Genomic DNA, 24,763 nt, shown 5'->3' on the forward strand with positions numbered 1-24,763 from the left:
CTTAAAATTTAAATTGAACATTTAATCCATATGTTCTAGTAGAAGGTAATGATCCTCCCTCTAAACCTTGTACATTGTTACTAGAATATGATGCTGTTTCAGGATCAATATCCCAAGCTAAGCCCCAAGTAAATAGATTACGTGCAAAAGCTGTGATTGTAACATCAGATATTGCATCTCCTAAAATACCCTTTGGTAAAGTATATCCTAAAGTAACTTCTCTTAACTTCCAATAACTTGCGTCAAAAACGTTAGCAGCATCCACAACATTATAATGGTTTGTTGCATATGTGTAAGCGTCTAAAACTTGAGTATTTGGAGCATAGCTTCCATCAGTTTGCAGAACTACACCAGGTAAAACAATACCGTTTTCTCTAATCCCGTTATCTGCTGTTTTATCCAACATACCTGAATACATCCCCCACATATGTGAAGTAGAAAAATATTTACCTCCTTTTTGTCTGTCTATCAAGGCACTTAGTGTAATATTTTTGTATCTAAAGGTATTTCTTAGACCTCCATTCCAATCTGGAAGATAAGATCCTAAATACACAGGAGTAGATGTAGGAGTGTAGTATCCATTAGCCCCAATAATTTTGTTACCATTATTATCATATGTATAATCAGTTCCATAAATCTGCCCATACTTCATTCCTTCTACAGCATATACTCCGACACGGAAAGGAGCATTTGCAAGTCCTAATGTTTTTGATGTATCCGAAAGTTCTACTAACTTATTTTCATTTTTAGCAAAATTTAAAGTCATATCCCAAGAAAAGTCTTGTGACTTCAATATCTTTCCATTCAAAACCAATTCAATACCTTTATTAGACATCTCTCCAACATTAATATTAGCTTGAACAGCTCCTGTTCCTCCATCAATTGGGAGAGGAATAATCTGATCCGTTACTTTAGCATCATATAATGTCAAGTCAATTCCAAAACGATTGTTAAACATTCTCGCTTCTAAACCTAATTCAACAGTTTTTTTATTCTCACTAACCAAGTTTGGATTTTTACTGATATCAGTATTACTATATCTTGGGAAACCTAAGAATGGTATTCTAACATCGTAAACATTTACGAGTTGATATGGGTCAGTATCGGATGAAATGTTTGCCCATCCTCCTCTAATTTTCGCAAAATTTAACCATGGAGCATTTACTAAACTTGAAAAAACGATACTACCTGAAATTGATGGATAATTATATGGTTTATTTGGTAGTGACGATGACCAATCTGTTCTATTAGTTGCATCTACAAAAAATATGTCTTTATAGCCTAATGAAACTGATTCATAAAGAGAATAAACCCTCTTATAGTTGCTAGTATATGTAACTGTAGCCGCTGCTGCACCATTATTTAAGTTATAAAAATTAGGAATTACCAAGCCTCCATTGGTTTGAGCTGCTATTAAATCAGCTTTTGCCTGACGCATATTAGTTCCATCAAAAGAATTTACACTAAAGTCTCCAAATTTTTTATCATAATGTACTCTTAATTCATAGTTGTACTCTGAAAAATTCCTTTTATTAACAGTATAACCAGATTGCGCTTGAGAACCTATTGCAACTCTTGTGTCATTAGTAAATGAATAAACATCACCTAACAAATTACCCACAACATACAAATCTTTCGTAACATTATAAGTTAATGTAGCATTACCATAGACCCTCTGTCTTTTGTCAGTTGTGTAGTTTTCATAAGCAGTCCAATATGGATTATCTGAATACTTTAAAGTTGCATTATCCCAGCTTGTTCTATTCCAACCTCTTTGTTGACCATTTGCTAGTTTATAATCTTTTAGCTTGGAAAAATCTAAACTTCTAGCTCCCCATTGGAAAAATTTCTGAGCTACAGAATTATCTCCATATCCTTGTTCAGGTCTATTAAATGCATCGTTCAAATTGTAAGTCAATCCTACATCCATTTTTAACTTATCACTCAACTGACTTGTTACACTAAGGTTCAAAGTGTTTTTATTTAACTTTGAATTAGGGAAAATACCTTCTGTTCTTACATTACTATAAGAAAACCTTACTCCCGTTTTTTCAAAAGATCTACTTATTGAAATATTATTGTTGTAAGTAACTCCTGTCTTAAAAAATGAATCCACATCATGTGTTGGAGCAACCCACGGCACCGCTTTTAAATAATCATTAGAAAATTCAGGATCAAAAGCATACCAAGGAAGATATGTTAGATTGCTATCATATTTTGGACCCCATGATTCATCGACTGCATATTCAGCAACATTATATGTCTGTCCATTAATATTAGCAGTAGAAAAAGTATCTTGGCTACCCTGTCCATATTGTCTTTGTAAATTAGGCATTTTATATACTTGATCAAAAGACACACCAGAATTTAAAATAATTTGGGTCTTTCCGCCCTTCCCTCGTTTGGTTGTATAAACAATTGCTCCATGTATTGCTCTAGCCCCATAAAGAGCAGCGGCAGGACCTCCTTTTAATACAACGATTGATTCAATATCATCTGGATTTATATCTGCAGACGTATCACCATAATCAACACCACCAGCTCCTCTTGCCGTATTACCTGTGTTAAAATTAGAATTATTAAATGGAATACCATCTACAACAATTAAAGGTCTGTTATCTCCAGTAATAGAACCTACTCCTCTAAGAGTTATCCTGGTAGAGCCACCCAATGAGGCAGATGAAGCTGTTACTTGAACACCAGCCACATTTCCAGATAATGAACTAATAGCATTTGTCTGTCTAGATGCCGTTATAAGATCCCCTTTAATTTCCTGAGCGGCATAACCAATAGCTTTTTGCTCTCTCTTGATACCCAAAGCCGTCACTACTACGCCTTCGATATCTGTTGTATTAGCTGTATCTTTTACCGTTTGTGCAGAAACCACTGCAAAAGACGACGAAAGAACTACTGCCAACACACTTGTTGTTAATTTTTTCATATCAAATCAAATTTTTCAATAAACAAAAATGCAAAACATTATTAATATATACAACATAAATTCTTAAAAATTTGTTAATAATATTTATTAAAGCCTTACTAATACATAACTTTGCAATATTATTTTTTATTATGCAACTAATACAGAATTTTTCAATCGACCTTATAGAAGCGGGTTGCGATGAAGTGGGGAGAGGTTGTCTGGCCGGACCCGTAGTAGCTGCGGCTGTAATTGTCGATAAAAATTTTAAGCAAAATTTAGTTAACGATTCTAAAACGTTAAATTTCAAAACAAGGCAGAATCTCGACCTATATATTCGTGAGAATGCAGTGGATTTTGCTATTGCAGAGCTTTCTCCTGAATTTATTGATCAACATAATATTCTTAACGCCAGCCTCCATGCAATGCATCGCGCTCTCGACCAATTGAAAACAAGACCTGAACTGATCCTGGTTGATGGCAACAAGTTCCATCCTTATAATTACATTCCGCATCATTGTATTATTAAGGGAGACAGCAAATATCTATCAATTGCAGCGGCGTCCATCATTGCCAAGAATTATCGTGATAATCTGATGATAAAACTTCACGAAGAGTTTCCTGACTATGGCTGGAACACTAATTTCGGTTATTGTACAAAAACACATCAAAAAGCTTTAAAAAAATTCGGACCCAACATTCACCACAGGAAATCATTCCGTCTGGACTATGATATTGAAATTGATTAAAACAATTGAAACTATTTTGTAAATTGCTTCTTTAATATATAAGGATGCAAAACTCATATACCGTCATCAACGCTTCCGCTGGATCGGGGAAAACTTACCGCTTGGTTCAGAATCTATTAATGATCTGCTTGAGATTTCCCAATCAGTCAGATGCCATTAGAACCATTTTGGCATTGACCTTCACCAACAAAGCGGCCAAAGAAATGAAGGAAAGAATCCTTTTCTATCTTGGTGAATTTGTAAAAGACAATTACCTCGAAAATCAAGACCTTAAAAATATCCAGGATGCTCTTGCTGAAAAAGGCTACAGAGTGACTTTGGAAGATCTGCATCACCGCTCTCAGAAAGTGCTGGATTATATTTTGCATCACTACTCTACGCTTAATATCGGAACGATTGACAAGTTCAATTCCCGATTGGTAAAGAGTTTTTCTTATGAATTAGGTTTGGCTCAGAACTTCAATCTGGAAATTCAACCAGAACCATATTTGATTGAAGCAGTTGATAAAATGCTGGACGAAATTGGTGAAGACCAAACCGTTTCCGATGCTTTTATGGATTTCATCAATTATAACCTGGACAACAACGAGCGGGTCAACCTCAACCAGACGCTTTATAATTCTGCAAAGAAATTTGTGAGCGATGTCCATTATAAGCCTTTGCAGGACAACAAAGATTTTGAATGGCAAGCTTATGAAAACAAGAAAAATGAGCTTAGGGAAAACATCAATTCCTACAAAGCAAAATCCCTTGAAATTACAAAACAGGCTTTAGAATTAATTAAAAATCGAGGAATTGAAATCGAGGATTTTGCAAGTGGGAAAAGCGGAATCGGCGGTTTTTTCCAGAACATTCTCGAGTTTCATAAGATCAAGGATAAAAAATTCCCGTTCCCTACCACTTCCGAAGATTCTAAACTCGAAACGTTTTTAAAAGGTGCTTCCACAAAAGGGAAACACAAGCAGGCGGAAATCGTGGAAATACTTCCACAGTTGATTTCCTGGCGACGGGAAATCATCGATCTATATATCAATTCCCAGAAAAAGGAAAAAGTTCTGCAAGCGATTCTTCCTTTGAAAGTGAATGCGGATATACAGAAAAAATTATTGGAGATCGAGGAAGAGAATGATCTGGTCTTACTCTCAAAATTCAATATTCTGATCAATGAAAATCTCAGGAATGAACCATCAGCTTTTATTTATGAAAAAGTAGGAACACAATTCCAGCATTACTTTTTTGATGAGTTTCAGGATACCTCATCCATGCAATGGCAGAATTTTTTGCCACTTCGCGATAACAGTATTACCTCGGAGAATACGAGTTTCACCATCGTCGGCGACCCGAAGCAGAGCATCTACAGGTTTCGTGGTGGAGAGAGTGAACTGATGCTCGACATTATTAATAAGAAAGAAATCACGCCGAAATTCGCGACTCTGGAAAACCTCGAATTCAATTGGAGAAGTGCCAAAAACATCGTCGATTTTAATAATCGATTGTACGATTTTATGTCGCGGGATCTGAATGAAGAGCATCAGAAAATTTTCGGAGAAAATGCGGTTCAGGGAGCGAAATCGAAATTGGAAGGCAGGGTAAAAATCCATCTTTTGGAAAATTCTACCAAGGATATTTTCTACGAAGAAACTGTGGAAAAAATGCAGAATGATATCCAAGAAAGTCTGGATAATGGTTTTGATTTTTCTGACATCACCATTCTTTGCCGAGGAAATTCTGATATTTTCAATTATTCTCAGTTATTAGGAAATTTGAAAGTTAATTATAAAGGAAAAGAAACTTACATCAAAACGATTTCTGAGAAAGGATTAACGCTTGATTTAGCATTTACGCTAAAAGCTTTGATTGAATTTCTGAAATGGAATCTAGTTCCAAAAAACCGTCAGTTTCTGGTAAAGATGATGTATTTCTTAAACGTTTCCGGCAGGATCAAAATGACAGATTTCACTTCAGAGATCAGAAAAATCCTAAACCTTGAATCAATAACTGAAATCGAGGATTTTATTAATTCAAAATATAATGTAAGGCTTGTTCAGAAAGACATTCCTCAACTGAATCTTTATAATTTCATCGAATATTACGTTCACGAATTTTCTATCGAGAATAAAGAAACCGATTTCCTTTTGAACTTCTTGGAAATGCTTCATAATTATACCCAAAATGCAGGCACAACATTGAAAGAATTTTTGAAATTCTGGGAAGATGAAGCTTCTAAAATAAGTATTCAGGCGAGTGAAAATGTGGACGCCATTCAGATCATGACGATTCATAAGGCAAAAGGTCTGGAATTCCCGATTGTTTTTATTCCTATGAGGAATAATTATAAAGCTGTTAAGGACAAAGAATTTTCGGAATGGTTTGACCTTGGAAGTGGAGACGAACTGAAAACAGTAATTCTAAATCAATTTTCTGAAGAGCTGGCACGATATGATGAAGAATTGGCAGGCTTTAATTCTACAAATACTTACCGTAATAGAATTGACCGTTTTTGTATCCAATACGTTGCAACAACAAGACCTGTGGAACAACTTTTTTTCTACCTTGAAAAACCCACCAAAACAAATAATTATCTCGAAATATTTGATTTTGTGACACAATTTCAGCCAACAGAAAATGGAGAAAAACCAGATTCTTTCGATATATTCGAAACCTCAGCAGAATCCTTAAAAAAACAAAAGAGAAAAGAGAAAAATGAATATCTTTCGGAGAACATCCATTCGATTTCCCAGCCTACAGAAAAATCTTCTAATATAGAAATTGCCACAACGTCCAAAAGTTATCAGAATCGTGTAGAGCACGTAAGAATGGGAATCTTCACACACGAGATCCTATCCAGGATCAAAACTAAAAAAGATGTTTCCAAAGTTCTCAATTCTTATCTTCTGGAAGGAATCGTGACCATTGAAGAAAAACAATCGATTCTCGGGAGAATTGAAGCTATTCTGAATCATAAGGATCATTCGGGCTATTTTGAGGAAGACCTTAAAATCATCAATGAAAGAGAGATGTTTGCTACTGAAAACGAGACCTCGAAAACCTACCGGCCGGACAGGATGATCGAAACTGGTGAGGGATTCATCATTATCGATTTCAAAACCGGAGAAGAGAATGAGAAAGACCAAAAACAGGTTGAGCTTTATAAAAACAAACTTGAACAGTTTGGGAAAAAAGTTATTAAAACAGATGTGATCTATATCTAATTTCCCCGAATATGCTTTACTCCGTTGCTATTGCCTTTCCGACGTTCCGGAAAGCTTGCTGCAGGGGTGCAACATACTTTCGGGAAGTCACAAAACCATGTCGCAGGGGTGCAGGGAGCTTTCGGGAAGCAATGAAAGTTTGTTGCGAGGCTGCAGGGAAGTTTTACAGGCCGCTCCTACGGAGCTTGGATTATTTTGTTTGCTTTTCTATTAACAGGTCGTCGCTCTGCGACTTTCATGATTCATGTTCAATAAAGTTCATTAATATTATAAAACAAATCCCGAGAAATAATTCCTGGGATTTGCTTTCTATTTCTTAACAGCTGTTACAACCTGACCTTCCATCTTTGTTATATTATCAAAGATCTGTTTGAAGGCCGGATAATATTCTTTAGGATAAACAGGGTCTTCCACAGTTGTAGTGGTTTCTACAGTTAGTTTATTTCCTTCTTGTGTTACTTTGTAAACATATTGGATCGCACTATCTTCTGTCCGGAACTTTTTGGATTTCGGGACATTTTCGAAAACATAGCCATCCGGTAAAGTGACCGTCACCTTTTTGATTTTGTCATAGCCCGTGTAAAGTTCTATAGGAGAGCGCCTTTCATCCGACTGGTCAAATTCGTGGGATTTGTTGTATAAGAACAATAATGGATTGAAAACCATTTTTCCACCGATACCATCTACAAATGAATCTGAGTCAAAATCAAAGCTGGTCTGAAAATCATTGTTATCCAACAACTCTGTCTTGATGTTTGTAAAGGGAAAAGTGTATCGTTCTTTGTAGGATTCTTTTTGGTAAGCCGCTTTATCCTGATCATATCTTTCGTTGTTCATCATGGCATAAAGCTGCGTATCTCTGTCAGAGAAATTTCCTGTAACCGTTCCATCCGGGTTCAGCTTTGCATCTACGGTAAGGTAAGTTGTGCTCTTTCCAGGGGAGAATATATTAATTTTTTTAGCCTCTTTTTCTGTCATCAAATATCCGTTGTAATTAAGTGCAGTTGGACGGATGAGGTTTGGAAGCATCATCTTGGAGGTTGCATCATAAATAGTGGCTTTTCCTCCAATATCGACCAAAGCCAAGACATAATTGAGTTGATTCAAAGACGGAGAATGATCCAATAGAAGTCCTCGTCCTATTGTAGATAAAACAACTGGCTGCGCATCCAGACCGGCACTTCTCATCAATAATATCAACAATAGGTTTATCTCCCCTGAACTTCCTACCCTGGTTTCCAAAAGGTTTCTGATACCTTTTCCTTCTTCTGCGCCAACGGTATAATAATTATTCCATGTATAATTTTTCTGAACAAATTTCTGGACCGCAGCCGCTTTTTCCTCAGGAGAAGAAATAGTCTTGATATCTGCAGGAAGAAGCTCTTTCACCAAAGATTTCTTCTTCAACTGGTCTCCAAAAAATTCAGATTCATATAATTGTTTTCTGATATCATTCCAACTTACAGCATAAGACTTGAAACCACCTGTATCACTATAATCATAGGCTCCCGGTATTCTTGTAATATTGGTAGAGTTAAGCTCCGCTCTTATAGATGTTCTATAGTTATCCAGATTATGGACATATTTTTCATCTCTGTAAGGTGCTATATTTTCATACCCAAAACGATATGTATAATATTCTCCTCCGTAGATGTTTTTATCTGCAACATCTCTATTCTTTGGTGTCAAACTTCCTTTATAATCTATGTTAAATCCAAGATATTTTGGAAAGTCCAACACATAATCAAAACGACGCGTAGGGACATTATCTTCTATTGTAACTTTATCCACAGACCAAACATAAGGTGATAGCACCGAGTATTTATATTCTATGACAGAACCATCTTTTACATTCTCAAAAGCAAATTTCGTAACTGTATAATTTTTAGATTCCTTGGATTTGTATTTGGAGTTCTTTTCAACAGTTGTGGTCTCCACTTTATCATTAACAAGATTATAAGTCAGTACTTTCAGAGAGGTAACCTTTTCTGACTTGTTGTTTTTACCATCATAGGTATAGATTTCCTGATCAAGGAATTTCCCAGCCTGGTCTTTTTTATAGATTTTCACACGGCTTACAACATCCAGATTCAATTGTCCGTCTGATATATAATAATGATAGGACTTATAAAGAATCTCCGCTGCTTCTGATGGATTTTTTGCATAAGCTGTAGATTTCAGATCATCGTTGTCCAGTTTAGGGATATCAAGAAATTTGTACTGTGCAAACATTGGAAGGATTGCACAGGTTAACATCAATTGTAAGATTTTAGTTTTCATTACTTAGTTTTATTTATAGTTTAGTTATCAGGATTTTCGTATGGTCTATTTTATTGGTTTTCTTTCTGAAATTAATATAATCTGAAATTTTATCAGGAGAAAAAGTCCCTTTCTTCAACATGAATTTTCTTTTGACCAAAAGCTTTTTATCCACCGGGATGAACTCCATAGAAAAACTTCCAAACTCGGAATCTATTTTTACAGGAGATAAGATTTCGGAAAATTTATAGGTTTCCGGGATCGTGTATTCTACCTCATAATCATCTGTGAATCCGAAAGGAATCTCTATGGGAAGTTTCCTGTCTGTATTTTCCAGATGAAAATCAGAGTCTAAAAAAGGAATCGCTCTGAAATAAATATCAGCACCCAAAGATTTGGAATAATTGTTGGCTTTAAAGTTCAGATCAAAAGTTATCTTTGCCCCACTTCTGTCATTGTCCAAATTGGTCAAATCGATATTGGAAAACTGAAGATAATCATAACGTTTTTTCAGAGCATCTTTCTGATCAGTCGGAGACAAAGAAACCAATGGTAGAAGCATATCATACATCCCTCCCGAAAAATTGAAATTGGAAGAAACGCTCAATGTATTATCAGCTGATATATTGGCTTTTATTCTTAATATTTCTTTATTATTTTCTGATAGAGATTTTGGTGTATCGATGAGTTCAGCAGTGCTATCTTTTACCATGATCACATTCCTATCCATCGTTCTGTAGCTCAGATGGTTGAAAGCGATATTTTGAGAAGTATTCTCTAACCAGATATTGCCATCCTCTGTCGGCACACAAAGTATCACATGATTACCGTCCATCTTTGGAAAATCCTTATCAAAGACCTTTGCTGTTTTATCACTATAGATAACTGAATAATAAGATGGTATGCCAGCGGCTTTCAAAAGAACTCTCATATAATTGGTCAGAGCTTTGCAATCTCCATAACCTTTTTTCCTAACATCATCCGCAGACATCGGCTGCCAGCCTCCAATGCCTATCGCAACAAAAACATACCGAGTTTTGCTCTGCATATATTGATAGATCTTCTGCACTTTTTCAGAAACAGTCCCTGTAAGAGCAAGAGCATCAACCTCTTGTTGAATTTCCGGAGTGACAACAGAAACAGGCTCCAACAAACCTTTGTACCAATTAGCAAAACTGTTCCAATTAGAAAAATCGCCACAAACACCTTTCAAACAAGCTCTGTCTAACGCAAATTCTACTTTGGAAACAACCACTCTTTGATCCGGCGAATAACTCTCATCTTTATAGGCCGGAAGATTTTTGTAAACCGCTTTTAAAAAATTATCAGATTCTGTGATTTCTGCTTTTCCAAAAGATGTTTCTGTGACTTTTTTACGAAGCTTGATGCCAGATTCATTTTTGAATTCCACACTCCAATTTTGCACTGAAACATTTTCGTCCATATAGGGCTGCAATACAGGGAGGAATACTGTGTCTGACGACCTTTCCGTATAAGAAGTCTCTATAGTGTAAGGATAAACCGGATTAATAATTCTCATTCTCAAAGCTCTGTCATCAGAATACAAATAAGAATCGTCTGACTGGCTCACATCATTCAAATCACTTTTTGAGTAGGTTTTGATTTGTTTTCCATTCTCATCCAGGACTTTGATCTTGATATCAGAAATTTTGCTGTATTTGTCATAAGGAATATAGACGTATGAGTTGCCTTCGCCCGCTTTATTTAATATCGAAATAATGATTTTCTTTTTTAATTCAATACTATTTTCAGCTTTGATAACATACTCAGAACTAATGTTACGAATTACAGCATTCGCATCTTTCTTAAGTTCTTCAGGAATTTCTGAAATACCGTAATTCTGTGACAACATCCTTACAGAGATGACCACAAACAGGGTTATTAGTTTTTTCATCAACAAAATAAAATATTAGTTCTCAGCAGCCGGATTAAAAACCCTTTGTGCCAATTCCTGATCGAATAGATACAATGCAGAAGGATTATCCTTTACCATTTTGATTTTCGTTACCAATAGAGAAGCGCTAGATTCCTCTTCCACCTGCTCATTAATGAACCATTGGAGGAAGCTTGTCGTCGCAAAATCACCTTCATCATTGGCCACTTTCACGATATTGAAAATACTCTTTGTCACCAATCTCTCATGATCAAGCGCTTTTTCAAAGATTTCCTGGGCATTGTTGAATTCGTGCGGCGGCTTTGGAACTTCGTTCAAAATGATTTGTCCTCCGATGTCGTTCACATAATCGAACATTTTGTCAGCGTGCATCAATTCTTCTTTGGATTGTACACGAAAATAGTTCCCGATACCTTCCAGATCCTGTGCGTAAAACCAGGCGCTCATAGAAAGATACAATTGTGCCGCATATTGTTCTTTGGTAATTTGTTCATTGACCAATGTGATAATTTTCTCTGAAACCATAACTTTTTTATATTTTTTATAAAATTTTAACTTTAAAGCCCAAATATAAAAAAAAGAGCCGTTAAAAATATAACGACTCTTTCTGAAATTAATCACTAACTAAAAACTTATTTCACAACTGCTGAATTAGCACTTTTTCTTTCTTGGAACTTTTCTTTTCTTTCTGCCATTTTTTTAGCTTTCAACTCTTGGAATTTTTTGAATTGTTCCGGTGTCAGGATTTTCTGCATTTCAGCCTCATTTTCTTTCATCTTCTGCATTCTGTCTCCTTTTTTAGCTGTCATTTCTTGTTTTCTTTCAGCAGCCTTGGATTCGTGCAATGCTTTGATCTGTGCCACCTGAGCATCCGTTAGATTCAACTCTTGTTTCATCTTTTGAAGATGTTCTGCTTTCTTTTGTTCAAAGTTTGCTTTTCTATCTTGTGTTGTTTGAGCAAATCCGAAAACACCTAGTCCAAGAAATGCTGCGCTTAAAATTAATTTTTTCATTTTTTGATTGATTTTAATATTAATAAATTTTATCTGTTAGTTTGATGTCAATTTTTAATCCAGGTTAAAATTTCAAATAATAAAATTTGTTAAATTTTATCTTGAGACAAATCTGGTTCCAGAACCTCTTCCATTATTTTGGGATCTTGGAGCAGAATTTCTTTGGTCAGAACGCTCATTACTTCTGTTCTCGATTTTTCTTTCAGAGTTTTGATTTTGTCTGACTCTGCCTCCCTCATTTCTAATACTTGGCGATGGCTGGTTTCTCACATTGGCAGAGTTACTTCCGTTTCTTATTCCTCCAAAGTTACCTTCTCTTGTCCCTCCAGAATTTCTTATCTCATTATTTTCAGAGCTTCTGATTCCTCCCCGATTATTTCCATTAGAACCACTTCTTGGATCATCATTTCTGATTCCGTTATTTCTGATTGGATTTATCATACCTTGGTTTCTTACATTTTCTCTAAATCCTTCTCTGAAGTTTCCTCGGTTGACTTTATAGATATTGATATTCACATTTCTGTAAACAGGTCTTACCGGATATCGTCTAGCATAGAAGTTAACGCAACGGTTTCTGTAATATACGAACGGACTTGCTCCACGGAAATAAACATTCTGATAAACGACGAAGATTCTTGGTCCTAAAATGTGTTGAAGGGCATAAAATCTGTCATAGTACCATCTATCCGGATTCCATCTGTAATAAGAGTTCCAAGCCGCATAAGATGCAAAACGATTATTCAGAATCATGATCTGATTGATTTGGAACGGGCTCAAACGATATTGTACAAAAAATTGATTCCAGTTCACAGAGAAAACCGCATTTCGGTAATCGTTGTAATAACCTTGATAATATTGGTCGGGATAATAATCCGTTGGATAGTTGTAATAATAATCATCCGGATAATCGTAGGAATCATCATAATATTCGTATCCGTTATAATCGGTTGGATAAGTGTCGTAGTAATCTTGTGCAGAAACTAATCCACCAAAAATAATAGCAAGTGTTAAAAATATCTTTTTCATAACTTTTTATTTTAAAAATTGAATTCGAAAATCCATTTTTCCCTTGAAATGAAACTTTCTATCTTTTGGATATTGACGGATAATAAAAGTTAAACGAAAAGTTAGATTAGAAATTAAAATTGAATCCAAAACCAGAATTTACGCCTGATAATCAGACTAATAATTTTCAATAAAAAAGCCCTTCAAAAATTTGAAAGGCCTTAAAATTCATTTTTTCGGATTAAAATCGGTCGCTATTTTCAACCCAACTTGCAACTTTCTGATTGAATCTGTCTTTGGTTTTCAAATCTTCCAATTTAAGATGCATTCTGTATCGCCAATAGTGTGGAAAAACTGCAGGATTGTTGATTCTTTCTTCATCCATATTCGGGTTCATCAATTCATGGTCAGTCGCCAAAAATTCCTGAATCGGGAAAATCGCCAGCATCGCATCTGTGTAAAGATGCTGTTTCATTATCATTTCTGACAATTCCGGAGCCAAATCCCAAGGCGCAGTTCCATACTGTCCTAATTGGTTATTAAAATATTTCTGAGTCAGATTTCTGTCTTCGTGCCACCATTGTCTCAATGTAGAACTATCGTGAGAAGAAGCTGTAACAACATTCAGATAGCTTGCATTTTTTGGGTCGTACCAAGCGATATTTTCAGAAGGCATTCTTTGAACTTTCAAAGCGGTAATCGCCAATTTATCCATCACAACCGGAACTGAATCCGGAACCAATCCTAAATCCTCGCCACAAATCAACATCGTTGTAGAATTCAGCAAAGCAGGTAATTTTTCCATCGCTTTGTGATACCAAAGCCCATCCTGACGTTTGAAGAAATAATCGTTGTAAACATCATTCAGTTTTGCTTTTTCCCAATCCGGAAGATATTTATAAGAAGTCGTTTTGGCAATATTGAATCTCGGATGATAAACAACTCCGTTTTCTGTTTCTTCAGTTAAGAATAGAACATTTCCAGCCAAAGAAATCAATTTTTCTTCCGCCCAATCCCAAGATTCTTTCTTGAAATAATCGGTTAATTTTCTCTGAGTATCAAACTCCGGTTTGAAAGTATAAGTTCCATTATGATGATTTTCAAAGAAATGATTCTGAACTTTATCCTTCACATCTCCGAAGTTTTCCCAAAGTATAGGATCATTTACGAATGGCTTTACATATCTGTCAAAGCTAAACGGAATCTGTCTGTCAGCAAATTCTTTCTCAGTTACAGGAAGCGCCGGATAAAAATAGCCCAACAAACCTTGAGTCGCAGAAATCGGCATTCTCCAGATTCTGAAAAATCCAAGAATATGGTCAATTCTCATGGCGTCAAAATACTGTTCCAGAACTTTGAAACGTTTTTTCCACCATTGGTAACCGTCTGCTTTCATCACTTCCCAATTGTAAGTCGGGAATTCCCAGTTTTGTCCCAGATCCGAAAATTGGTCTGGCGGTGCACCAGCCTGGAAATCCATTCCGAACAGTTCCGGCTCTGTCCAGGCTTCTACAGAATGCCTGTAAATCCCAATCGGCAGATCTCCTTTTACAGAAATCCCCAAATGGTGCAGATATTCCACAGCGTCTTGTAACTGCAAGTGCAATTGATACTGAATCCAAGCGTGAAGCATCACTTGAAAGTATTCTTTATGTTTTGGCGAATAAAGTGTCGCTACTTTTCCAGCAACATATTTTTTATGAGTCTTCCATTCATTAAAGTTGGGCGTTTTGTATTTGTCTCTCAAAACACAAAAGGCAGAGTAAGGCATCAGCCATCCCTCATTATCTTTAATGAACTTTTTGAAGTTTTTATCTTTAAGAATAGCCTCTTGATTTTCCTCGAAAACAGCTTTTGCATATTTCCATTTTCCGGAAATCATCTGCTCATAATCAATCAGAGATAAAGCATTAAGTTCTGCTTTTTTCGTTTGATAATCTTCAACCAAATCTTTTGGTAAAGCATACTCTAATTTTTCAATCGAAAGATATTGCGGATGAAGTGCATAAACCGAAATCGCTGCATAAGGATAAGAATCTGTCCAACTGTAATTCGCCGTTGTATCGTTGATCGGTAAAATCTGGATCACAGACAATTTGGTTTCATTGGCCCAATCTCCCAATTTTTTGATGTCAGGAAATTCTCCAACACCAAAACCGTCTTCTGTTCTCAAAGAGAAAACCGGAACCGCAACGCCCGCAGAATGCCAAAGCGTATGATTATCGAATTTAAAATAATGGTCAGCTTTCACATAAAGAATATCCTTGTTTGGATTTCCAAAAACCCAACGATTTTCGTTTGGTTCTATGTAAAAAACTTGGCCTGTATTTTTATCTTTGATGGCGTATTTGTAAAGAATCGTCTGATGAGAATTGATTTCTACGCCGGTTTCCCAAACACCGTAATCAGTTTCATTCAGTTCGATTGCCTTTTCATAATCCCAGTTTCCCAAAGCATCAACATTGCCAATCAAAACCAATTTCCAATTCGGATGATAAAGTGGTGCTTCTATCCTAAAAAGATGCGTATGCTTCTTAACAACAGGTTGTTTCGCAGGCTGAAAACCTTGTAGACGATTGTGAAGGATTTTGTTGGTGAGATAATTTTCCGGAAAATTTTTGAGATTCCATTGGTCAAAAATTACAAATTCTTTGAAGCTGTTCGGAAGATTGAGCTGATGAAAAGGAATCTCTTCCTCCAAAACCTCCCCATCTTCCTTCACGACAAGATATTTGTAGAGAATCAATTTAGAAAAATAATCAATTTCTGTGGTCCAGTTATTATTTTCGGAATAAGCTAAGTCGTAGTCACGATGCTCATTTTTGTCGTCAAATAGGCGCAAAATGAGTCTCTGGCCAACTTTTGTCCCGAAGTTAACACTAAAGTATAGTTTCATTTATTAAGGTCTATTAATATTGATGCAATTTAACGATTTATTGAATTATAAATAATATTCCTGTAAAAAAATCATTTTTTACTAATTCTTTCCAAATATGCACCAATATTATTATCCAAAGAAACTGTAAGTCCGCCAATATTTTTGGCTTTCATATACATCAGGACTTTTTCGTCCTGCAATGCAAACATCAGAAAATCATTCATATTTTTAGGCTCAATTCCTGCATCACGAAAATATTCCCAATCTACATTATTTTTGACCCAAGCCAAACCTTCCTGTAAATCTTCGTATTTGTAAAGCCGTCGCAATCTTCTCGACTTCCCACTGACAACATCATAAATCGCCTGAAAATTAAGCATTGGAGGAATGCCGATCAAAGGTTTTACAATATCATCCACAGCATCAGCCGGTTTTTCACGTGGTTTTTCCGGTCCTTTTGGTAATCCGATATCCTTTCTAAGCTTTTCTTCCTGAGATTCCGCAATTCTTTTGTTGATCATGCTAACCTCCTCTATCTCTTGTGGAATTTTCTCAAGTTGAACAACCTGGAAATTATTAGAAGTGATGATGGTCTTCGCAAGTCTGTAGCCCTCCTTTGCAAACCGAATCTCATCGCCAATATTTCCACCAATCACAAATTTCCCGTAGGCATCGCTGTATGTTCTTTGGTTGGAGGTCATATTCACAATCAGAACTTTGGAAATCATTACTTCATCTTCGGACATTACGTTTCCTGAAATATTCTGAGAAAAAATAAATCCTGCCAAAACGAGAAAAATGATTTGTAAAAGTCTTTTCAAAAGCTATTGTTTGTTCAAAAGTAAATTACTTTATCAAAATAAAAATACGGTTTAACTTTCATTAACCGTATTTCTAAATATTTATGATTGAAAATAATTTACTTCACAATGATTTTCTTAGAAACAATCGTTTTACCATTTTCGGATTCTACATTTACCACATAAACACCGGAAACTAGTTTGTCTAATTCAATTCTGTTTTCAGAATTGGAAATATTGGTAATGGTTTGATTGGAAACCAAATTTCCTGAAACATTATAAACTTTCACATTGGCATTTCCTTTCTGGTTGTCTGCCATTCTAACATTCACAAAACCTTCGGAAACTATTGTTGGATAAATGTCATTTTTATTATTATCAACAGTCGCTTTATTTGATTTCAAAACATAAGGACTTCCGAGGTCATAGATTGGCATATCAAGATTATTGTTCATTTTTTCGGACTGTAATGTTTCAAGATTCAAAGTATGGAAAACACCGCCTTTTGCACTGGCCAAAATGATTTTTCCTTCAGAATTGACAGCCGCTCCATTGATGGAAAAATTCTCAGGCAAGGATTTTATCTTTCCGATGAATTTAGCTTTCATATCTTTCACTTTGAAGACATTTCCCAAAGCAGAGAAAACATAGAAATTATTATTCTCATCAGCAATCATATCACCGCCAAAACCAGTCTGCATCTTACTCAGCAGATTTTCTCCATTTCCTGAGTCATCTTTTACAATTCCCAGATCTGTAACCGAATATTTACCATCTTTATTAGAAATTTTCAGAAGCTGAGAACCAGAATTAGAAAGTGCATAAACATTACCATCACTACCTGTTGCCATTCTGGAAAACTGGGAACCAATGTCACAAGATGTTGGGTTAGAAAGATCATTTTCCAACAAAGTGATGTCTTTGGTTTTTGAATCCAGAATATAGATATTGGAAGAAAACATCGGCATATAAACCAACTTCCCTCTTCCATCCACAGCCAAAGTTGCAATTTGATTGGATAAGGCATTGGCTGAAGATTTATTATCCGCAGAAACTTCCTTGTTTAATTTGGTAGAATAAATTCTGGGTTGGTCCTTACCTGACAACAAAATATTTTCAGTAATACCTTTTTTGGAATCTAAGGAACGAAAATCCTGAAAAATAATATTTGTAACGTCTTTCCCTGTCAGTGCAAAAATATCTTGCTGAGCAAAAGCCATTGTACTAACAGATAACAATAATAAAGTAGATAAAGTTTTTTTCATAGTTGATATTTTAAATTACTATGACTAAGTTAGTTATTTTTAGAATACAACGTTACATTCAACAAAAAAACCTTCCGCTTTTTACGAAAGGTTTAATATTATTATTTTAAATAATCAATTCAAAACGTAAGTTGTTCCGTCTCTTCCATCCTTCAGCTCGATCCCTTTTTCAAGAAGCTGGTCACGGATCTGGTCAGACAATTCCCAATTCTTGGATTTTCTTGCCTGATTTCTCAGATCGATCAAAACCTGCAAAGTCTGGTCGAGCTTATCGTTATTGGATTCTTCAATCGTTTCTAATCCTAAAACATCAAAAACAATCGCATTCAGGAATTGTTTCAGATCTTCATAATCTTCTGTAGAAATACTTTCTTTGCCTAATTTTGAAGCTGAAATAAACTTCACGGCTTCGAATAAATGGGAAATCAGGATCGGACTGTTGAAATCGTCTGACAAAGCCTCCAACACTTTTTCTTTCCAATTTTTATAATCAAAAGAAGAAGTTTCCACGCCTTCTACAGGAACTTGCGTATTCAGGATTTTCACAGCTTCCATCAATCGGTTAAAACCTTTTTCGCTCGCCAGCATCGCATCATTGGAAATATCCAGAACACTTCTGTAATGGGCCTGTAAAAAGCAAAACCTCAAAACGCTCGGATGAAACGCTTTCTCAAAAAAGTCGTTATGCCCGGTAATCAATTCCATCGGAAGGATATAATTTCCGGTCGATTTACTCATTCTTTGTCCGTTCATCGTCAGCATATTGGCATGCATCCAATATTTTACAGGTTCTACCCCGTTGCAAGCTTTCCCCTGGGCAATTTCACATTCGTGGTGCGGGAATTTCAAATCCATTCCACCACCGTGAATATCGAATTGGTCACCAAGATATTTGGTGCTCATTGCTGTACATTCCAGATGCCAGCCTGGGAAACCTTCTCCCCAGGGCGAAGGCCATTTCATGATATGTTCCGGTGATGCTTTTTTCCAAAGTGCAAAATCCTGAGGATTCTTTTTCTCGCCCTGTCCATCCAGATCTCTTGTATTGGCAAATAATTCCTCGATGTTTCTTCTGGACAACTCGCCATAATTAAGACCTCTTGCATTATATTCCAAAACATCGAAATAGACAGAACCATTGCTTTCGTAGGCAAAACCTTTTTCTACCAAAAGTTTAGTCAGTTCCAATTGTTCGATGATGTGACCTGTTGCTGTCGGCTCAATAGTTGGCGGAAGCAAATTGAACTTCTTCAGAACATCATGAAAATCGACTGTATATTTCTGTACAATTTCCATAGGTTCCAGCTTCTCCAACCTGGATTGTTTGATGAAACGGTCATTATTGATATCGCCATCGTCTGTCAGATGTCCTGCATCAGTAATATTTCTGACATATCTGACTTTGTAGCCAAGAAACTGAAGACTTCTGTAGATGAAATCGAAAGACAAAAAAGTTCTCACGTTACCCAAATGCACATTGCTGTAAACCGTTGGCCCGCAGACATACATTCCGATATTACCTTCTAATATGGGTCTGAAAACTTCTTTTTCGCCTGACAGCGAGTTGTATATTTTTAGTTGCATTGATTTTTAATTAATGATAAATAATTGATAAATGATTAAATATGGGCACAAAAAATCAGCAACAAATGATGGTTGCGATGAAAATCTTATGAGAATATTTTTTAAATTTTATCATTTCAATCAAATTTCGCATGGCTTCCTACATAATGTAAGAATTCCTGTCTCGTAATCGGGTTTGTTCTAAAAATCCCGCTTAATTCCGCCGTGATTGTGGAGCTTGCCGTATCCTTGATTCCTCTGCAATTCACACAAAGATGTTTAGCATCTATGATACAAGCTACGTTTTTCGTTCCTAAGGCTTCTTTCAAAGCATCAACAATCTGCATGGTCAGTCTTTCCTGGACCTGCGGGCGTTTTGCATAATAATCAACAATTCTGTTGATTTTTGACAGTCCAATTACTTCTCCGTTAGATATATAAGCTACATGCGCTTTTCCGATAATTGGTAAAAAATGATGTTCACAGAAAGAATAAACCGTAATATCCTTCTCAACAAGCATCTGACGGTATTTATATTGATTTTTAAATGTCGAAACTCCAGGTTTGTTCTCTGGGAGAAGACCACCGAAAATCTCATTCACATACATTTTTGCAACACGTTTTGGAGAATCTTTCAAAGAATCGTCTGTCATATCCAAACCAAGCGTATGCATAATCTCTGCAAAAAGACCTTCTATTTTTTTCACCTTATCTTCTGGCTTTAGTTCAAAAGCATCGGGTCTCAAAGGAGTGTGGTCTTTGCCTGTGAACAGATCATCGTCATTATTAGGAAAATGTTCCATAATATTATTTAATAATAAGTCGCAAAAATAAACAAAATTTTGCAGCCTATCCAGAGTAAATATAAAGATTTGATTATAAAAAGGATAGATTTAGAACAAGTTTAAAAAACTAAAAAAAAATTGAAATGATTTGAAATTTTATATATTTGCACCAAATTAACATAATTAAAAATAAATACTATGTCAGACATTGCATCAAGAGTAAAAGCTATCATCGCTGATAAGCTTGACGTTGAAGAAACAGAAGTAACTCCAGAAGCTAGCTTCACTAACGATTTAGGGGCTGATTCTTTGGATACTGTAGAACTTATCATGGAGTTCGAAAAAGAATTCAACATTCAAATTCCAGATGATCAAGCAGAAAAAATTACAACTGTAGGTCACGCTATTGCTTACATCGAAGAAGTTGTAAATAAATAATATTATCTAGACAGAAAAAAATTTATGGAATTAAAAAGAGTAGTTGTAACCGGTTTTGGCGCCATTACACCAATCGGAAATAATGCGAAAGAATACTGGGAAAACCTTAAAAAAGGAGAGAGCGGAGCTGCTCCCATTACTCTTTTTGATTCCACTAATTTCAAAACTAAGTTTGCCAGCGAGGTAAAAAACTATGACCCTCTCAATTATTTCGATAAAAAAGAGGCGAAAAAGATGGATAGAAATTCCCAGTTCGGGCAAATTGCCGCAAGAGAAGCTATCGCTCACAGCAGACTTATAGAAGATAATGTGAATAAAGACCGTGTGGGTGTTATCTGGGGATCAGGAATCGGTGGACTGGAGACTTTTGAAACAGAAGTTTTAGGTTTTGCTGAATCCAACGGTATTCCGAGATTCAATCCTTTCTTTATTCCAAAAATGATCGCAGACATTACGCCTGGAAATATTTCTATCGAATATGGTTTCCATGGGCCTAACTACACAACTGTTTCTGCTTGTGCTTCTTCTGCCAATGCTTTGATTGATGCTAAAATGCTAATCAATCTTGGTAAAGCGGATGTTATTGTCTGTGGTGGTTCGGAAGCTGCTGTTACAGCGAGCGGAATGGGAGGCTTCAACGCGATGCATGCACTTTCCACAAGAAATGATGATCCAAAGACAGCTTCCAGACCATTTGACAAAGACAGGGATGGATTTGTTTTGGGAGAGGGTGCCGGATGTATCATTCTGGAAGAATATGAGCACGCAAAACAGAGAGGTGCAACGATCTATGCAGAATTAGCCGGTGGAGGGATGAGCGCAGATGCACATCACATGACCGCTCCACATCCTGAAGGACTTGGTGCTTATCTGGTAATGAAAAATTGCCTGGAGGATGCCGGTGTAACTGCTGATGAAGTAGATCATATCAACATGCATGGTACATCTACTCCACTAGGAGACATCGCAGAATCTAATGCAATTGCAAGATTATTCGGAGAGCATGCTTACGACATTCAGATAAATTCTACAAAATCCATGACCGGACATCTTTTGGGTGCTGCAGGTGTTATAGAAGCTATTGCAGCTTTGCATACTATTATCCACGGTATTGTTCCGCCAACCATCAATCATTTTACCGATGATGAAAAAATCGATAGTAGGCTTAATTTCACTTTCAACACAGCTGTTGAAAAAGACGTTAATATTGCCATGAGTAATACTTTTGGTTTCGGAGGACATAATGCTTGTGTACTTTTCAAAAAAATATAATATGTTTTTATGGAGTTGAAAAATTATTTTTCTAAATTCCTTCCTAAAAACAGAATAAAACTTTCGGAAAAAGACATTATTTTTCGAAAAAAAATCTCAGAAATAGTTGGCTACAACGTCCATGATTTGGAAATTTTCAAAGAAGCTTTCTCTTTAAAGTCTTCTTCGAAAAGCACGAGTAAAAAAAATTACGAACGTCTAGAGTTTTTAGGGGATTCTGTTTTAGGAACCATCATTTCCTGTCATCTTTTTCAGACATATCCTAATGGAAATGAGGGTTATCTTACCCAGATGAAGTCCAAGATTGTTAACAGAAAGAATCTTAACAAATTAGGCGATGACCTAAAACTTAGTCATCTTCTGCAATCTGATATCAGCCAGACCATACTTAGTGAGAATATTTCGGGAAATCTTCTGGAAGCATTGATAGGCGCTATCTATTTGGATATAGACTATGAATTTTGTAAGAAAATAGTTTTGGAAAGAATTCTTACACCTTCTACCATTAATAAACTGGAAAACAAGATCATAAGTTACAAAGGTCTTTTGCTGGAATGGAGCCAAAAGAAAAAGATCCCGATCAGATACGAGACGTGTGAGGAATTTCAGCCGAATAAAGTAATTGTATTTCGCTGTCATGTATGGCTGCAAAATGAGAAAATTGCAAATGCTGTGGAAACCTCAAAAAAGAAAGCCGAAGAAAAAGCAGCGCAAAGGGCTTTTTATATGCTAAGCAAAAAAGAAAATATTATTGAAAATCAAAAAACAATATCTTAAGCTTGAAGTAGATCATACAGAGATCTCCATTGGATTGATAAGGCTTACAAGACCAATCCCAGAGCACGAATTGTTTTTTTTCATTAATAAGGTCAATCAGTTCCAATTCAAGAGAATCAGCGACATCTTTGTCAAAGGAGAATATTTTGACTATTATTTTTCCCGATATCAGGCCTATGACCGAGCCACCAAGAACTGCTATAGTTTTATTTCCAACAAATCGATTCTCGCTGTAGAGAAGAAAGTGCAAGATCTACTTTTTTCAGATGAATCAAATATTAAATATTTACTAAATCTACACGAAGATGTGGATTACCTTTTAACTAATTCTGATATATTTGGGGATTTTTCGTTAATTTTGCTCCCGGAAAATTTCGCGTTCCATATTCAGGAATATCCATTGAGTTCTGAAGAGGAACTTTATCAATTAATTCAATACTATGAATAAAAACCTAAAAAAGACAAAAATAATTGCAACACTGGGACCTGCTACTTCTAGCAAGGAAACAATGATACAGATGATACAAGCTGGTTGCGATGTATTTAGAATAAATTTTTCACATGCCGATTATGAATTGGTAAAAAGAAATATCGATCTGATTCGTGAGATCAATAAAGAATATGGCTACTCCGTCTCTATTTTGGGAGATCTGCAAGGTCCGAAGCTTAGAGTTGGTGTCGTGAAAGAAGGTTCATTCCTTAATCCGGGAGATGTTTTGACGTTTACTAATGAAAAACTGGAAGGAGATGCTACAAAAGTTTATATGACTTACGAGAAGTTTCCTCAGGATGTAAAAGTTGGAGAAAGAATCCTTATCGATGATGGAAAATTGGTATTTGAAGTTATCGAAACCAACAATGTTGATACAGTAAGAGCCAAAACGATACAAGGCGGACCTTTGAGTTCTAAAAAAGGGGTAAACCTTCCAAATACGAATGTTTCCTTACCTGCACTTACAGAAAAAGATATAGAGGATGCTAACTTCATGCTCGATAACGAGTTTGATTGGATAGCTCTATCATTTGTACGTCACGCACAGGATATCATCGATCTAAAAGAATTGATGGCAAAACATCCAACGAACAAGACAAAAACCCCTATCATCGCTAAGATAGAAAAACCGGAAGGTGTTAAGAACATCGATCAGATCTTGATGGAATGCGATTGTCTTATGGTTGCGAGAGGAGACCTGGGAGTAGAAGTTCCTATGGAGCAAGTTCCTGTGATCCAGAAAAACCTGGTGAATAAAGCCAGATTATATGCCAAGCCTGTGATTATTGCAACTCAGATGATGGAGACGATGATCAACAGTTTAACACCTACAAGAGCGGAAGTAAATGACGTTGCAAACTCTGTATTAGACGGAGCTGATGCAGTAATGCTTTCCGGAGAAACTTCCGTAGGGAAATACCCTGTAGATGTTGTAAGAAACATGGCAAAGATCGTAAAGAATATCGAACAAACTCCACTTTATGGAAAATTAAACCACGTGATCGAGGAAAAGATCAATTGTGTGGATGAGAGATTCATCACAGATAAGGTTTGTCGTTCTGCTGTTGACATTGCAAAATCTACCGGATCTGAAGCAATTGTAACGTTAACAAGCTCTGGTTACACAGCTTTCCAAATATCCGCACACAGACCTTCTTCTCACATTATTGTTTTCAGCAACAACAAGCGTGTTATCACCATGTTGAATCTTCTTTGGGGGGTAAGAGCGTTCTATTATGACATGCAAAAATCTACTGACGAAACTGTGATCCAGGTCAATATGCTGACTCACAACTATGGTTTTGTAGAGCAAGGAGATTTCGTAGTGAATCTGAATGCGATGCCAGTTCATAATGGAGGGAAAACCAATACTTTGAGATTATCTACAATCTAATCATGATAGAGATGTAGAAATACTTA

At 36.1% G+C, this 24,763-nt stretch carries 18 protein-coding genes; 7 read left to right on the top strand and 11 right to left on the bottom strand.

The genetic code is table 11. From position 1 onward, the window contains the following. Position 1: 1 nt before the first annotated feature. Positions 2–2,941, bottom strand: a complete 2,940-nt coding sequence (locus K319_RS0116775) for a SusC/RagA family TonB-linked outer membrane protein (RefSeq protein ID WP_027384654.1) — start codon at positions 2,939–2,941, stop codon at positions 2–4. A gap of 131 nt (positions 2,942–3,072) precedes the next feature. Between K319_RS0116775 and K319_RS0116780 the strand changes: the two genes are divergently transcribed. Continuing rightward, entirely contained in the window at positions 3,073–3,669 is a 597-nt protein-coding gene (locus tag K319_RS0116780; RefSeq protein ID WP_027384655.1) for a ribonuclease HII, read from the top strand. A gap of 44 nt (positions 3,670–3,713) precedes the next feature. Continuing rightward, a complete protein-coding gene (locus K319_RS0116785; RefSeq protein WP_027384656.1) occupies positions 3,714–6,881 on the top strand; it encodes a UvrD-helicase domain-containing protein in 3,168 nt (1,055 codons plus the stop codon). A 309-nt stretch (positions 6,882–7,190) separates the two neighbouring features. Here the strand turns inward: K319_RS0116785 and K319_RS0116790 are convergent, their stop codons facing one another. The 10 genes from K319_RS0116790 to folE form a co-directional block, all read right to left on the bottom strand. Then, positions 7,191–9,161: a transglutaminase-like domain-containing protein gene (locus tag K319_RS0116790; RefSeq protein ID WP_027384657.1), complete on the bottom strand. Its 1,971-nt coding sequence runs from the start codon at positions 9,159–9,161 to the stop codon at positions 7,191–7,193. 13 nt (positions 9,162–9,174) lie between these two features. Beyond that, entirely contained in the window at positions 9,175–11,055 is a 1,881-nt protein-coding gene (locus tag K319_RS0116795; protein WP_084403468.1) for a DUF3857 domain-containing protein, read from the bottom strand. Positions 11,056–11,070: 15 nt separating this feature from the next. After that, the gene (locus K319_RS0116800) at positions 11,071–11,580 is read right to left on the bottom strand and encodes a ferritin (RefSeq protein ID WP_027384659.1); all 510 of its coding nucleotides are present in this window, start codon (positions 11,578–11,580) and stop codon (positions 11,071–11,073) included. A gap of 107 nt (positions 11,581–11,687) precedes the next feature. Then, positions 11,688–12,068: a Spy/CpxP family protein refolding chaperone gene (locus K319_RS0116805; RefSeq protein ID WP_027384660.1), complete on the bottom strand. Its 381-nt coding sequence runs from the start codon at positions 12,066–12,068 to the stop codon at positions 11,688–11,690. A gap of 96 nt (positions 12,069–12,164) precedes the next feature. Then, positions 12,165–13,094: a hypothetical protein gene (locus K319_RS0116810; RefSeq protein WP_027384661.1), complete on the bottom strand. Its 930-nt coding sequence runs from the start codon at positions 13,092–13,094 to the stop codon at positions 12,165–12,167. 220 nt (positions 13,095–13,314) lie between these two features. Continuing rightward, entirely contained in the window at positions 13,315–15,969 is a 2,655-nt protein-coding gene (locus K319_RS0116815; protein WP_027384662.1) for a 4-alpha-glucanotransferase, read from the bottom strand. Between the two features lie 71 nt (positions 15,970–16,040). Continuing rightward, complete coding sequence (locus K319_RS0116820; RefSeq protein WP_027384663.1) at positions 16,041–16,772, bottom strand: hypothetical protein; 732 nt, start codon at positions 16,770–16,772, stop codon at positions 16,041–16,043. 98 nt (positions 16,773–16,870) lie between these two features. Continuing rightward, on the bottom strand, positions 16,871–18,016 hold the full coding sequence (locus tag K319_RS0116825) for a T9SS type A sorting domain-containing protein (RefSeq protein ID WP_027384664.1): 1,146 nt from the start codon (positions 18,014–18,016) through the stop codon (positions 16,871–16,873). 114 nt (positions 18,017–18,130) lie between these two features. After that, positions 18,131–19,600 (bottom strand): cysteine--tRNA ligase, encoded by a 1,470-nt coding sequence (gene cysS / locus K319_RS0116830; protein ID WP_027384665.1) that lies wholly within the window; start codon positions 19,598–19,600, stop codon positions 18,131–18,133. 116 nt (positions 19,601–19,716) lie between these two features. Then, positions 19,717–20,382, bottom strand: a complete 666-nt coding sequence (gene folE, locus K319_RS0116835; protein ID WP_027384666.1) for a GTP cyclohydrolase I FolE — start codon at positions 20,380–20,382, stop codon at positions 19,717–19,719. A gap of 180 nt (positions 20,383–20,562) precedes the next feature. Between folE and K319_RS0116840 the strand changes: the two genes are divergently transcribed. Genes K319_RS0116840 through pyk form a run of 5 tightly spaced genes read left to right on the top strand, consistent with a single transcriptional unit; the run spans position 20,563 to position 24,737 of the window. Beyond that, a complete protein-coding gene (locus K319_RS0116840; RefSeq protein WP_002976354.1) occupies positions 20,563–20,802 on the top strand; it encodes an acyl carrier protein in 240 nt (79 codons plus the stop codon). Positions 20,803–20,826: 24 nt separating this feature from the next. Next, a complete protein-coding gene (gene fabF, locus K319_RS0116845) occupies positions 20,827–22,074 on the top strand; it encodes a beta-ketoacyl-ACP synthase II (protein WP_027384667.1) in 1,248 nt (415 codons plus the stop codon). 9 nt (positions 22,075–22,083) lie between these two features. After that, complete coding sequence (rnc, locus tag K319_RS0116850) at positions 22,084–22,851, top strand: ribonuclease III (RefSeq protein WP_027384668.1); 768 nt, start codon at positions 22,084–22,086, stop codon at positions 22,849–22,851. After that, a complete protein-coding gene (locus tag K319_RS0116855) occupies positions 22,826–23,299 on the top strand; it encodes an IPExxxVDY family protein (protein ID WP_034672016.1) in 474 nt (157 codons plus the stop codon). The genes rnc and K319_RS0116855 overlap by 26 nt, the downstream gene beginning before the upstream one ends. After that, entirely contained in the window at positions 23,292–24,737 is a 1,446-nt protein-coding gene (pyk, locus tag K319_RS0116860) for a pyruvate kinase (protein ID WP_027384670.1), read from the top strand. The genes K319_RS0116855 and pyk overlap by 8 nt, the downstream gene beginning before the upstream one ends. The last annotated feature ends 26 nt before the right edge of the window (positions 24,738–24,763 follow it).

Origin of the sequence: Epilithonimonas caeni DSM 17710 (genome assembly GCF_000426465.1) — a bacterium.
Classification (GTDB): Bacteria; Bacteroidota; Bacteroidia; order Flavobacteriales; family Weeksellaceae; genus Epilithonimonas; species Epilithonimonas caeni.

Coding starts and splice junctions, on each gene's coding strand:
- K319_RS0116775 (WP_027384654.1), bottom strand. CDS start 2,941: ATGAAAAAATTAACAACAAGTGTGTTGGCAGTAGTTCTTTCGTCGTCT.
- K319_RS0116780 (WP_027384655.1), top strand. CDS start 3,073: ATGCAACTAATACAGAATTTTTCAATCGACCTTATAGAAGCGGGTTGC.
- K319_RS0116785 (WP_027384656.1), top strand. CDS start 3,714: ATGCAAAACTCATATACCGTCATCAACGCTTCCGCTGGATCGGGGAAA.
- K319_RS0116790 (WP_027384657.1), bottom strand. CDS start 9,161: ATGAAAACTAAAATCTTACAATTGATGTTAACCTGTGCAATCCTTCCA.
- K319_RS0116795 (WP_084403468.1), bottom strand. CDS start 11,055: ATGAAAAAACTAATAACCCTGTTTGTGGTCATCTCTGTAAGGATGTTG.
- K319_RS0116800 (WP_027384659.1), bottom strand. CDS start 11,580: ATGGTTTCAGAGAAAATTATCACATTGGTCAATGAACAAATTACCAAA.
- K319_RS0116805 (WP_027384660.1), bottom strand. CDS start 12,068: ATGAAAAAATTAATTTTAAGCGCAGCATTTCTTGGACTAGGTGTTTTC.
- K319_RS0116810 (WP_027384661.1), bottom strand. CDS start 13,094: ATGAAAAAGATATTTTTAACACTTGCTATTATTTTTGGTGGATTAGTT.
- K319_RS0116815 (WP_027384662.1), bottom strand. CDS start 15,969: ATGAAACTATACTTTAGTGTTAACTTCGGGACAAAAGTTGGCCAGAGA.
- K319_RS0116825 (WP_027384664.1), bottom strand. CDS start 18,016: ATGAAAAAAACTTTATCTACTTTATTATTGTTATCTGTTAGTACAATG.
- cysS (WP_027384665.1), bottom strand. CDS start 19,600: ATGCAACTAAAAATATACAACTCGCTGTCAGGCGAAAAAGAAGTTTTC.
- folE (WP_027384666.1), bottom strand. CDS start 20,382: ATGGAACATTTTCCTAATAATGACGATGATCTGTTCACAGGCAAAGAC.
- K319_RS0116840 (WP_002976354.1), top strand. CDS start 20,563: ATGTCAGACATTGCATCAAGAGTAAAAGCTATCATCGCTGATAAGCTT.
- fabF (WP_027384667.1), top strand. CDS start 20,827: ATGGAATTAAAAAGAGTAGTTGTAACCGGTTTTGGCGCCATTACACCA.
- rnc (WP_027384668.1), top strand. CDS start 22,084: ATGGAGTTGAAAAATTATTTTTCTAAATTCCTTCCTAAAAACAGAATA.
- pyk (WP_027384670.1), top strand. CDS start 23,292: ATGAATAAAAACCTAAAAAAGACAAAAATAATTGCAACACTGGGACCT.